Genomic DNA, 12354 nt, shown 5'->3' with positions numbered 1-12354 from the left:
GCGCGGGCGCTTGCCGGGCCCCGGCAGGTTCGGGTCGGGGCTGCCGTTCGCCGGCGGGGCGAAGCTGAAGTCGGTCAGCTCGTTGTTGAGCAGGAACCCGCGTCCCGGCACGGTGAGACCGCTGCCGCCGAACTGCTCGATCGTGACGTTGTAGGCGACCATGTTGCCCCACCGGTCGGCGACGACGAGATGGGTGGTCTGTGGCCCTTCGTACTGCAGCGCCTGCGGCGTGCCCGACGGAGCGGCGCATGGCCCGTAGCGGCCGTCGGGCGATCCCGGCGGCACCGGCGCGACCGCGGCCTTCGCCGGGTCGATCTGGCAGGACCGCTCCTTGGCATAGCCCTTCGACAGCAGTTCCCGCAGCGGCACATCGACCTTGTCGGAGTCGCCGACATAGCGGCCCCGGTCGGCGTAGGCGAGCTTGGAGGCCTCCAGGTAGTAGTGCAGCGCCTGCACCGGGTCGCTGCCTGACAGCCTGAAGTTCTCCAGGATGTTGAGCGCCTCGCTCACCGTCGAACCGCCCGACGAGGGCGGCGGCATGCCGTAGACGTCGAGCCCGCGATAGCTCACCCGCGTGGGCTTGCGGGACGGCGCGCGATAGGCGGCCAGGTCGGCGGGCGCCATCAGCCCGGGCCGGACGTTGCGGGTCGCGCCCGGCTCGACCGGCGGGTGCTCGACCGTCCGCACGACCTCCTTGCCGAGCTCGCCTCGGTAGAACCAGTCCGGGCCGCGCTGCCCGAGCGTCCGGTAGGTGCGCGCCAGGTCGGGATTGCGGAACGTCGAGCCGACCGCGGGCGGTTGCCCACCGGGCAGGAACAGCCGCCGGCTCGGGGTGATGTCCTTGAACCGGTCGGCGTTCAGCGCGGTCTGGTCGTAGAACTCCTGGTCCACCGTGAAGCCGCGTTCGGCGATGCCGATCGCCGGCTGGAGCAGGGTGCCGAGCTTGCGGGTGCCGAACTGCCGCAGCGCGTGGTCCCACTGCGCCAGGGTTCCGGGCACGCCGACCGACAGCCCGCTCGTGACGGCGTCGTTGAAGGGGAGCGGCTGTCCGGTGGCGGGGTCGATGAACGCCCTCTCCCCCATCGCGCGCGGTGCGGTCTCACGCCCGTCGATGGTGTGGACGCGGCGCGTCTTCGCGTCGTAGTAGGTGAAGAAGCCGCCGCCGCCGATCGCCGCGACGTAGGGCTCGGTGACGCCGAGGGTCGCCGCGGCGGCCACCGCCGCGTCGACCGCGTTCCCGCCGCTTTTCAGCACCTCGATGGCCGAACGGCTGGCGTCGAGGTCCACCGTCGACACCGCGCCGCCGTACCCGGTCGCCACCGCCCGTTTGCCCTGCGAGCCGGATGGCCCGGCCGACTCGGCGCCGGGCCGTCCGGCCGTCGGCATCGCGCCGGCCGCGCCGACACCGGCCACTGACGTCACGGCGGCCAGTGCGAGAGCGAGGGGGATACGGCCTGTCCTGCGGCGGTGCATGAGACCTCCATGACCCTGCTTGGGAATCCGCGATCACCCACCTTGTCATCGAATGTGCCCGTGGACCAGCGGGAGGGCATACCCCATCACCCCCTCTTGACGGACAAATCGGCGGCTTGTTCCCGTTCAGACAACCTCGCCCCATGCCCGCACCGCGCTTCCCGACAAATATCGATTTGCTGAAGAATCGACACACACCGCCCACAGTGCACTTGATCTCGCCCAACGCGAAGGCAATGATCGTCTGCTGTGATCGGGGTCGGATTGGTGCTGCGCAGGGCGTTCAGTGAGCGGACGCTGATCCTCGCGGCGACCGTCACCGCCCTGTTCGCCACCACCGTCCTCGCGGCGCTGACCACCTTCACGGGTTCGGTGACCCGTGAGGGCCTGCGGCGCACCCTCGCCGCCGCGACCTTCGAGTCGGCCGGCACCCGGATCACGGCCCAGGTCAGCGCGGGCGGCTACGAGAACGTCGAGCGATCTCTACAGGCCGCCCTGCACCGGGCCTACGCCGATATCCCTCTCACCACCACGGTCAGCGCCCGCGGCGACTCCTACGCGCTCCCCGGACAGGAGAAGCTCAGGCGGCCGGAGCTCACCACCTTCGCGATGTACTCGGGCATCGAGGAGCACGCGACCCTGACCGCCGGAGCCTGGCCGCGGCCGGGGACGCCTGCGCCGGCGGACGGGGGCATGGCGAGTGCCGCCGTCGAGGCGGTCCTGCCGGTCCCGGCGGCGCGTGCGATGAAGGCGGAGGTCGGCGACGTCCTCACCCTGCACAGCCGGCTGGACGATGGTGCCGTGCGGGTCAGGGTGACCGGGCTGTTTCGGGCAGGCCGGGCCGACGACTACTTCTGGCAGGGCAACCGGCTGGTGACCTCGGGCGTTGAGCGGCTGGACTACACGACGTACGGCCCGCTCGTCGTCGCGCCGGCCACGTTCGTCGCGACCTTCGGCCGGGCGGGGTTCTCGGCCAACTGGCTGGTCTTCCCCGACTGCGAGGCCATCACCTCACAGCGGCTGGGAGTTCTGGGCCCACGGCTGGACACGCTGGCCGCCGATCTGCGCACGGGGCGAGCCGGTCATCAGTTCGTCATGGACACGTCGCTGCCCGACCTGGTGGAGCAGACCAGCGGCGCCCTCCTCGTCGCGCGGTCGACGATGCTGATCCCGGTACTCCAGTTGATCGTGCTCGCCGGCTACGCCCTGACGCTCGTCGCCCGGCTGATCGCCGAGCACCGGCGGATGGAGGTGGCGCTGCTGCGGGCCCGGGGCGCCTCGGCCGGGCAGCTGTCCATGCTCACCATCGGCGAAGGCGCCCTGCTCACCGCCCCGGGCGCGCTCGCGGCGCCGCTGCTCAGCGGGCCGCTGCTCACCCTGGCCGGCACCACCTCGGTGGTCAGGACGTCCGGGCTGCGGCCCGACTTCGCACCCTCGGCCCTCACCTGGGTGACCTCCATCGCCGCGGCGCTGATCTGTGCGCTCGCTCTCACCGTGCCGACACTGCGCGGTGTCACGAGATCGTACGTCGCGACGCGGGCCGCACGGGGCCGGGGCGAGCGGCGCGGCGTCCTGCAGCGGGCCGGGGCCGACCTGGCTCTGCTGGTGGTCGCGGCCCTCGGCGTGTGGCAGCTCACCAGGTACGGCGGGCCGGTCACCGCCACCACCGAGACCGGGACCACCGCGGGCGTCGACCCGTTCATCGTGACCGGCCCGGCGCTGGCGCTGCTCGCGGGCGGCCTGCTCGTACTGCGGCTGGTGCCGATCGCGTCCCGGGCGTTGGAACGGTTCACCTCCCGTGGCCGGGGGCTGGCTCCCGCGCTCGGGGCCCGGCAGGTCAGCCGGCGCCCGGTGCGTTACGCCGGGCCGGTGCTGCTGCTGGTCATGGCGGTCGCCGTCGGGGTGCTTTCGGTGGCGGCGGGAAGCACATGGCGCCGGTCCCAGCTCGAACAGGCCGACTTCCAGGCGGGCACCGACCTGCGGGTCGACGTCCCGGCCGGCGACTCCGGCCCACTGCCGCTCGGCCGTGGCGGCCGGTTCGCGGCGCTGCCGTCGGTGACCGCGGTGAGCCCGGTGCTCCGGCAGCAGGCGACCTCGGGCGGCCAGGAGATCGTCCTGCTCGCCGGGGACGCCGCGGTCATGGGGTCGCTGCTGCGGACCCGCCCGGATCTGATGGACCGCTCCGCTCCGGCGAAGCTCACCGCGGGTCGCTCGGAGCTCGTGGCGGCCGTGCTCCCGGGACGACCGGACCGGATCGCCGTCGATCTGCGGCTGTCGCCGGCGGGGGGCGGCACCGGCACCCCCAAGGGCGTGACGTTCCGTGCGTTCGCCACTCTCGTGGACGGGCGGGGCAGCACACAGGAGATCGGCCTCGGCGCACTGCCGCCGGACGGCAGGACCCGGACCCGCGTCATCGATGCCACCGACCTGGCCGGCCCCGGTGGACGGGTGACCTACCCGCTGACCGTCCGCGGTGTCCGGTATCAGGTCACCCAAGAGCCGGTGCGGAGCGGCGCGTCCGGCGAGGACGCTCTGGAGTTCGGCCTTCTGCGGATCAGGGGCGGCACGGCCGCCGCGTGGGAGCGGGCGGTGCCGCCGCTCCCCGGGGACGCCTGGACCCCCATCGCCGACGCGAACTACGCCCAGGCGGGGGCGAGCCGCACCACGCAGGCGCCGGAGGTCCTCAGCCGGTCCGGCACCTTCCTCACGATGATCGTCCCTAGGCCTCCGGCCGGCGACGACGGAACCGTCGGCCTGGGCGCCGGCCACGCCGTCCTCGCCGCGCCGCCGGACCGGGCCGCCGCTGGCGGCGACGCCGGCGGCCGGGTCACCTTCGCCCCGATCCCCGGCATCATCACCACCGCGCTGGCCGGACGTGCCCGGGTCGGCGTCGGCGGCACGGTCACCGTCGGCAACTCCACCGGCGAACAGCCGATCAAGGTGGTGGCCGTAGTTCCCGCTCTCCCCTCCACGGCGCCGGATCGCCCGGCCGTGCTGGTCGACCTGCGCACCGTCACCGATCGCTTCCTCGGCGTGGGGAGCGCCGCCCCCGAGCCCGGAGAGTGGTGGGTGGCGGCACGCGACGGTGACACCGGCCCGGCCGTCCGTGCGCTCGCCGCGAACCCGGACTGGAACGGCGCGATCTCCGACCGGGCCGGGCTGCGCCGTGAGCTGCGGGACGCCCCGCTGGGCGCCGCGCTGCAGGGCGCGCTCGTCATCGGTTTCCTCGCCGCGCTGGCCTTCGTCGTGATCGGCTTCGTCGTGAACGCGGCGGTGTCGGCCCGGGAACGGGTCGCCGAGTTCGCCGTCCTCCGGGCGCTCGGCGTCGCCCCGAGGCAGATCGTCGGCCTGCTCGGCGTGGAGCAGGCGTTCCTCGTCGCACTCGGACTCGCCGGCGGCACCGTGCTCGGCGTGGTGGTGGCCCGGCTCGTGGTTCCGCACATCGTGCTGACCGTCAGGGCACGCGCGCCCTATCCCCCGGTCGACGTCGTCGTCTCGTGGCAGCCGGTGCTGGCCATGCTGGGCTGCATCGCCCTGCTGCTCCTCGGCGTCCTCACGGTCTTCCTGCGATCCCTGCGCCGCGACGGACCCGGTGCCGCCATGCGCGCGGGCGGAGCCGGAGGCGATCAGTGACGTTGCTTTCGTCGGTCCGGCAGCTGGCCGGCGCCCACCGGCCGCTGCTCGCCGTGCTCGCCCTGCTGGTCTTCGTCCCGTCCCTGCTCGTGACGGCGGTGCCCGCGACCCTGTCGGACGGCTACGACCGCGCCCTCAGGGAGGCGATCGCCGACGTGCCCGCGGCCGGTCAGGAGATCGCGCTGAGCGGGACCCTCACCGGCACGCACCCGGCGGAGGGACCCGCGACCGATGCGGCGCTTCGGGAGGCGAGCCGGCAATGGACCGGCATCATGCCCGGCCGGTTGAGCGCCGTCACCGGGCCGGTCGGATACGACGTCCGCACCAGGAACCTCGGGCTCGGCGATCCGTCCGGCCGGACGCCGCTCCCCGATACCAAGATCGCGCTCGCGTGGGATCCGCAGGTTCCGGAGCGCATCCGCTACGTGTCCGGCACCGCTCCGCGCAACGACACGCGGCCCACGGCGACCGGCCGGGCCTCCGCGATCGAGGTCGCCCTCGCCGCGAAGGCCGCGGCACGGCTGCGGTTGCGGCCCGGTGACACCGTGTCCCTCGAGGGGCGCGAGGTCCGGATCAGCGGCCTGTACGAGCCGGTATCGGCCGCCGACCCGTTCTGGGCGACCAGGCCTCAGCTGCTCGCCGCGCTGGACATCGAGGTCGGCATCGGCAGCCTGACCACGATGACGACGGCGGCCCTGGACGCGCCGGGCTATGCGGTGCTCTACCGCGACGACCATGTCGCCCTGTCGTACACCTGGCGATTTCCCATCGTCACCGGCCGGGTGACCGCCGCCGGTGCCCAGGAGCTCAACCAGGTGCTCCCCGAGTTCGAGTTCGCCGTGCGGAATCGTCAACTCGCAGGGGTGCGGTTCGACTTGGCGACCCGGCTCGGCACCGTCCTGCAGGGCTTCAGCGACCAGCTCCGGGTGACCCAGGCGGTCCTGGCCGTGGCGTTCGCGGGGCTCGGCGCGGTCGCCGTCGGTGCCCTCGCCCTCGGCTGCCGCGTCCTGCTGGAGCGGATGCGGCCCGCAATGGCCACGATGCGGGCACGGGGCGGTTCGCTGATGCAGCTGTCCGGCCTCGTCGCGGCGACCGTGGCCCTGGTCGCGGTGCCGGCCGCGCTGGCCGGATACCTCCTAGCGGCGCTGCTCGTAGGCGGCCCGCCCGTCACGGTCGCACTGCCCGGTGTCCTCGCGGTCCTGGCGACCGCACTGCTGACGCCCGCGGCGCTCACGGTCGCCGGTCACCGGAGGCCGATGCGGGAAAGGCGAAGCGATGTGACGGCGCCGAAGGCGTCGCCCCGCCGGCTCGTGCTCGAAGCGCTCGTCATCACACTGTCCGCCGCCGGCATCGTCGTCCTACGCCGTCGCGGCCTGATCACCGAGTCGGCCGAGCGTGGCACCGACCCGTTCATCGCCGCCGTGCCGATTCTGCTGGCGGCGGCGGCCGGGCTGCTGATGTCGCGCTGTTATCCGTACCCCTTGCGCGCCATCGGCGCGATCGCGCGTCGCGGCCGCTCCACCGTGCCGTTCGTGGGGCTCGCGCAGGCCTCGCGGCAGGGCCTCACCGCGGTGCTGCCGATGATCGTGTTGCTCCTCGTCGCCGCGGTGACCGGGTTCGCGGCCACGATCGACGTCAGCGTGAGCCGGGCGCAGGAGTCGTCGGCGTGGCAGGCGATCGGCGCGGACGCCCAGGTGACCACATCAGCGCTGGACCCCGCCGCGCTCGGCCGCCTGCGCGGTCTCGGGGGCGTGGAGGACGCGGTCGCGGCGCGGTTCGCCGACAGCGCGCGACTGGGCGCCGGAGGTCCCGCCCCGGAGACGATCACCGTCGTGGCCGTCGATCTCGACGCCTACCGCCGCATCGTCGCGGGCCGGCCGCTGCGCGTGCCGCCCGCGCCCCGGGGCCGTGGTGCGGAGACGCCCGCGCTGTTCTCGGCGGGGCTCGCGGCCAGGGCCGACGGCACCGGGCCGATGTCGTTGTCGTGGCCGGACGGGACCACACTGCGGATCCGGCGGGCGGCCACGATCAAGGGCTTCCCGACGCTGCCCGCGGACCAGAGTTTCGTCGTCCTGCCCTACGCCGCCCTCGACCAGGTCGACCGGCTGTCCACCACGGTCTTCGTGCGGGGCCATGACCTCGACGCCGCGCAGCTGTGCGGGGCGGTACTGCCCGGCGCCCCCGAGGACACCGCCTGTGCCGACACCTATGCGCGGGCGCACGGCGAGCTGACCGGCGCTCCGCTGGTCGGCATGGTCCGCGGCGCCTTCCGCTACACCGCGCTGGTGGTGGGCGGGTACGGCACGCTCACCGTTCTTCTCGCGCTCATCATCGGAGCGAGCGCGCGCGGCCGTACGGTGTCGTATCTGCGCACTCTCGGGCTCAGTCGCAGGCAGGCGCGCCGCCTCACCATGGTGGAACTCGGCCCGGCGATCTGCGTCGCGGCGGTGATGGGGTGGGTTCTCGGCCTGCTGCTGCCACGCGTCGTCGGCCCCGCGATCGATCTCCGCGCCTTCACCGGCGGCCGTCCCGCCGCCGATTACACACTCGATCTGAACTCGACGGCCCTGCTGGCCGGCGGGCTGATCGTCTTCGCGGGCCTCGCGATTGTCCTCGACGCCGCGCTGAACTCCCGCCTGCGTCTGAACAGCGTCATGAGGATGGGGGATCAACCATGACCGAACCGCCGCGGACCCGACCGCAGCCGGATCCAGGGTCCGAAGGACAGGCGCCGCCCGATCTGGCCGAGCTGGAACGCCGGGCCGGTGAGCGCGTGGAGGGCTTCGGGAGCGCCGCTCACATCGTGTGCGACAACCTGGTCCGGATCTACAAGGCCGAGGGCGTCGAGGTCATCGCCTTGCAGGGCCTCGATCTCCTCATCGGTAAGGGCGAGATGGTCGGCATCGTCGGCGCGTCCGGATCGGGCAAGTCGACACTGCTGAACATCCTGTCCGGGCTGGACGTGCCGACGGCCGGAGTCGCGCGGGTGGCCGGGGCCGACCTGCTCACCATGTCCGCCAAGGAGCGACTGCGCTTCCGCCGTAGTCTGATCGGTTTCGTCTGGCAGCAGGCCGGCCGGAACCTGCTCCCCTACCTGACCGCGGTCGAGAACGTACAGCTGCCGATGCGGTTCACCGGTATGAAGAAGAGCGCGCGCGGTGCCCGGGCCGCCGAACTGCTGGACCTGATGGGCATCGGCCACTGCGCCGACCGGCGGCCGGAGCAGATGTCGGGCGGGGAGAAGCAGCGGACGGCGATCGCCGTGTCGGTCGCGAACGAGCCCGGAGTGATCCTGGCGGACGAGCCCACCGGCGAGCTCGACAGCGCCACCTCGGCTGAGGTGTTCGACGCGTTGCGCCTGGCCAACCGTGAGCTGGACGTGACCGCCGTGGTCGTCACCCACGACGCGCAGGTGGCCGCGCAGGTCGACCGCACGATCGGCATCCGCGACGGCCGCACCAGCAGCGAGGTGGTCCGCCGGGTGCGGCTCGACGACTCCGGCCGCGAGACCGTGGTCGCCGAGGAGTACGCCGTGCTCGACCGGGCCGGCCGGCTGCAGCTGCCGCAGGGCTTCACCTCGGCGCTGGACATGAAGGACCGGGTGCGGCTGGCGCTGGAAGCCGATCACATCGGTGTCTGGCCGACCCAAGGCGACGACCGGTGAACGCGATCGTGGCCGAAGGGCTCAGCAAGATCTACCGGAGCGGCAGCGTGGAGGTGCACGCGCTCAAGGACGTGTCCTTCACCGTGCCCACCGGGCAGTTGGTCGCCCTCAAGGGCCGCTCGGGATCGGGCAAGACGACGCTGCTGAACCTGGTCGGCGGCCTCGACTCCCCTGAGTCCGGCACCGTTCGTGTCATCGGGCAGGAGGTCACCGCCCTCGGCGATGACGACCTGCTGCGGATGCGCCGCGAAACGCTCGGCTTCGTCTTCCAGTCGTTCGGGCTCATCCCGGTGCTGTCGGCCGCCGAGAACGTCGAGGTGTCACTGCGGCTCACCCGAACGGCACGGCGGGAGCGCGCGGAGCGGGTACGTGTGCTGCTCTCGCTCGTTGGCCTCGCCGACCATGCCGACCAGCGGCCGTACGAGCTGAGCGGTGGCCAGCAGCAGCGGGTGGCGATCGCCCGCGCGCTGGCCAACCGGCCCCAGCTGCTCATCGCCGATGAGCCGACCGGCCAGCTCGACTCCGAAACCGCCGGGTCGATCATGCGGCTGATCGGTGCCGTCGTACGGAGCGAGGGTGTGACCGCGCTGGTCGCCACGCATGACCCGCAGCTGCTGTCGCTCGCCGACCGCGTGCTCGAACTGCACGACGGTGCGCTCACCCCTGAGCACTGAGCACCTGCCGCTGCGCACCGGCCGCTGAGCACTCACCGCCTGAGCAACGATCGCTGAGCACTACCGCTGACCGCTGCCACTGCCACTGCCGCCAAGTCGCCGGCCTGGCCCGAGGCTGCGCGGGTGCGCCGCGAATTCCTGTGGACATCCACCGACCCGCGAGGTATGTTATTCTCAGTTCGAGTTGAACTCAATTTGAGACTTACTCATAACGAGATGGACCAGGGAAGGGGCGCCGTGCAGCCGGATCCGCGCCACGACGACCGAGACGACGCCGAGGGCGCGTTCATCGCCGCATACGACCCCCGGGACTACGACCCGATCGCGGTGACCGTCGACGTGGTCGCGCTGACCATCCGGGACGGGAGCCTGCACGTGCTGCTCGTACAGCGCGGCCGGCCCCCGTTCGAGGGACGCTGGGCGCTGCCGGGCGGGTTCGTGCACAGCGTGCGAGACGAGGAGGATCTGCCCGACGCCGCCGTACGCGAGCTGTCCGAGGAGACCTCGCTCCGGCTGTCCGGCGAACCCGAGGGCTCCTCCGAAGCCGGGCGCGCCGCCGCGCCGGCCGCGCTCGCCCGGGTGCACCTGGAGCAGCTCGGCACCTACGGCGCACCCGGGCGCGACCCGCGCATGCGCGTCATCTCGGTGGCCTACCTCGCGTTCGCCCCCGAGCTGCCGGATCCCGAGGCGGGCACCGACGCGAACGAGGCCGAGTGGGTGCCGGTCGGCTCGCTCGGCCTCCCCGACGCACCGGGAGCCGGGCAGCGGCCGGGCACGACGCGCAGGCTGGCCTTCGACCATGCCCGGATCCTCGCCGACGGCTTGGAGCGGGCCCGCTCCAAGCTCGAGTACACGCCGCTCGCCACCGCGTTCTGCGCTCCCGAGTTCACCATTCCCGAGTTGCGCGCGGTCTACGAGGCGGTGTGGGACGAGGAACTGCACGCCGGCAACTTCCACCGCAAGGTCCTCTCGGTGCCCGGTTTCGTCGAGAGCACCGGAGCGACCACCGAACGCGGCGGGCGTCGCGGCGGCCCCCGCCCACGGCTCTACCGGGCCGGAGACGCCCGGCTGCTGCATCCGGCCCTGCTGCGCCCGGGCCGAGAGGACGAGATCAGATGAGCCCCATCCGCCACGACCGGACCATCACCACGCGGCGCCATTCCTACGCCGCCGTGACGCCCCTGGCGCGCGGCCACCTCGCCGACTTCTACTCGGCGCGGTGTGACGGCACCCGCTCCGCGGTCATCAAGCTGCCCCGTGACCCCGCCCACAGCCATCTCCTCGAACGGGAGGCGACCGCACTGCGTCAGCTGCCCAAGGACGGCGACCGGCGGTTCCTGCCGTACATTCCCAAGCTCATCGAGTCTTTCGCGCACCGCGACCAGGCCACCGGCCGGCGGCGGACCGCCAACGCGGTGCGGCGTCTCGACGGCTTCCACAGCCTCTCCGACGTCGCAGCGGTGCACCCTGACGGGCTGCACCCGCGCGACGTCGCCTGGATCTGGCGGCGGCTCCTGGTCGCGCTCGGCTTCGCGCACCGCGCGGTCGTCGTGCACGGTGCGGTGCTGCCCGAGCACGTGATCGTCCATCCCGCCGAGCACGGACTGATGCTCGTCGACTGGTGCTACTCGGTGCCCGGCTGCTACGCCTCGACCGACCCGAGCGGACGGGTGCCGATGATGCTCGGGCGCTACGCCGACCGGTACCCGCCGGAGGTGCCCGCGCGCGAACGCGCCGGCCCCGCCGCCGACATCTACATGGCCTCCGGCCTCATGCTCGATCTGATGGGCGACCGGGCGCCGAAGGCCATGCGGGCCTTCGCCAAGGGCTGCATGCTCGCCTCGCCACGGCGCCGGCCGGCCGACGCCTGGCACCTGCTCCAGGAGTTCGACGAGCTGCTCGAACGCCTGTACGGCCCGAGACGGTTCCACACCTTCACCATGCCCGGGCAGGGCCCCGGGCGCTGAGAGGAGATCCCCCATGGGAAGCGGACGCTGGTCCACCGACGTCTACGACGCCGCGTCGCGCTATCGCGCGGCGACCGGTCAGAGCGCCTTCGCCCACAGCGAGAGCGGCGCGACGACCGTCCACCCCGACCTCGACCCGCACGGCGTCACCGTGCGGGAGTGCCGCGACTCCGGCGAGCACCCCGAGTCCGTGCCGTTCGCCGTGCTCTTCGACGTCACGGGGTCGATGGGCATCGTGCCGCAGGCGCTGCAGACCAAGCTGCCCGATCTGCTCGGCCTGCTGCTCCGGCAGGGCTACGTCGAGCACCCGCAGATCCTGTTCGGGGCGATCGGCGACGCCACGTGCGACCGGGCGCCGCTGCAGATCGGGCAGTTCGAGTCCGACAACCGGATGGACGACGACCTCGGCAAGATCCTGCTCGAGGGCGGGGGCGGCGGTCAGATGCGCGAGTCCTACGAGCTCGCGATGTACTTCATGGCCCGGCACACGGCACTCGACTGTTTCGAGAAGCGCGGCAGGCGCGGCTACCTGTTCATCATCGGCGACGAACTCGCCTATCCCCGCGTCGACGGACGGCAGGTCGCCAGGATCGTCGGCGACCAGCTGGGCGAGCACATCAGGACCGAGACGATCCTCACCGAGCTGCGGCGCATGTACGACGTGTACTTCATCATCCCCTCGGGCGGTTACCACTCCGGGGACGAGAGGCTGCTGCGGTTCTGGCGCGATCTGCTCGGCGAGCACGTCATCCGGCTCGACGACCCGGCCGCCGTCTGCGAGACCATCGCGCTCACCGTCGGGCTGGCCGAGGAGGCCATCGACCTCGACGAGGGCCTCGGTCACCTGCGCGAGACGGGATCGGACGCCGTCGCCGCGGTGTCCCGCGCGCTGACGTCCTCCGCGGGCGGGCGCGGGCGGGCCCGCTGAGCCGGCGGCCACCGA

8 protein-coding genes are annotated in these 12354 nt (G+C 72.8%); 7 read left to right on the top strand and 1 reads right to left on the bottom strand.

What is annotated here, in order from left to right:
* Window positions 1-1473, bottom strand: a 1473-nt coding sequence (locus tag HKK72_RS29340; RefSeq protein WP_187237678.1) for a gamma-glutamyltransferase family protein, incomplete at its 3' end; no start/stop codon positions are given.
* 249 nt (window positions 1474-1722) lie between these two features.
* On the opposite strand from HKK72_RS29340, the gene HKK72_RS42435 reads away from it, so the two are divergent.
* The 7 genes from HKK72_RS42435 to HKK72_RS29305 all read left to right on the top strand — a co-directional run bounded on the left by HKK72_RS42435 (window position 1723) and on the right by HKK72_RS29305 (window position 12339).
* Entirely contained in the window at window positions 1723-5106 is a 3384-nt protein-coding gene (locus HKK72_RS42435) for an FtsX-like permease family protein (protein WP_187237677.1), read from the top strand.
* Entirely contained in the window at window positions 5103-7784 is a 2682-nt protein-coding gene (locus tag HKK72_RS29330; protein WP_187237676.1) for an ABC transporter permease, read from the top strand. Before HKK72_RS42435 ends, HKK72_RS29330 begins: the two co-directional genes overlap by 4 nt.
* Window positions 7781-8770 (top strand): ABC transporter ATP-binding protein, encoded by a 990-nt coding sequence (locus HKK72_RS29325; protein WP_187237675.1) that lies wholly within the window; start codon window positions 7781-7783, stop codon window positions 8768-8770. Before HKK72_RS29330 ends, HKK72_RS29325 begins: the two co-directional genes overlap by 4 nt.
* A complete protein-coding gene (locus HKK72_RS29320; RefSeq protein WP_315987499.1) occupies window positions 8767-9444 on the top strand; it encodes an ABC transporter ATP-binding protein in 678 nt (225 codons plus the stop codon). The genes HKK72_RS29325 and HKK72_RS29320 overlap by 4 nt, the downstream gene beginning before the upstream one ends.
* A 216-nt stretch (window positions 9445-9660) precedes the next feature.
* Window positions 9661-10563, top strand: coding sequence for an NUDIX hydrolase (locus HKK72_RS29315; protein WP_187237674.1), 903 nt, complete (start codon window positions 9661-9663; stop codon window positions 10561-10563).
* Window positions 10560-11411, top strand: a complete 852-nt coding sequence (locus tag HKK72_RS29310; RefSeq protein ID WP_187237673.1) for a serine/threonine protein kinase — start codon at window positions 10560-10562, stop codon at window positions 11409-11411. The genes HKK72_RS29315 and HKK72_RS29310 overlap by 4 nt, the downstream gene beginning before the upstream one ends.
* A gap of 13 nt (window positions 11412-11424) precedes the next feature.
* Window positions 11425-12339 carry a hypothetical protein gene (locus tag HKK72_RS29305; RefSeq protein ID WP_187237672.1) on the top strand — a complete coding sequence of 305 codons (915 nt, stop codon included), beginning with the start codon at window positions 11425-11427 and terminating at the stop codon, window positions 12337-12339.
* Window positions 12340-12354: the final 15 nt, after the last annotated feature.

It is taken from the genome of Actinomadura sp. HBU206391 (assembly GCF_014323665.1).
Lineage (GTDB): Bacteria > Actinomycetota > Actinomycetes > Streptosporangiales > Streptosporangiaceae > Actinomadura_C.
Note: the sequence above shows the minus strand (reverse complement) of the source record. Positions and strands in the feature narration are given on the sequence as shown.

Coding starts and splice junctions, on each gene's coding strand:
- HKK72_RS29325 (WP_187237675.1), top strand. CDS start 7,781: ATGACCGAACCGCCGCGGACCCGACCGCAGCCGGATCCAGGGTCCGAA.
- HKK72_RS29315 (WP_187237674.1), top strand. CDS start 9,661: ATGGACCAGGGAAGGGGCGCCGTGCAGCCGGATCCGCGCCACGACGAC.
- HKK72_RS29310 (WP_187237673.1), top strand. CDS start 10,560: ATGAGCCCCATCCGCCACGACCGGACCATCACCACGCGGCGCCATTCC.
- HKK72_RS29305 (WP_187237672.1), top strand. CDS start 11,425: ATGGGAAGCGGACGCTGGTCCACCGACGTCTACGACGCCGCGTCGCGC.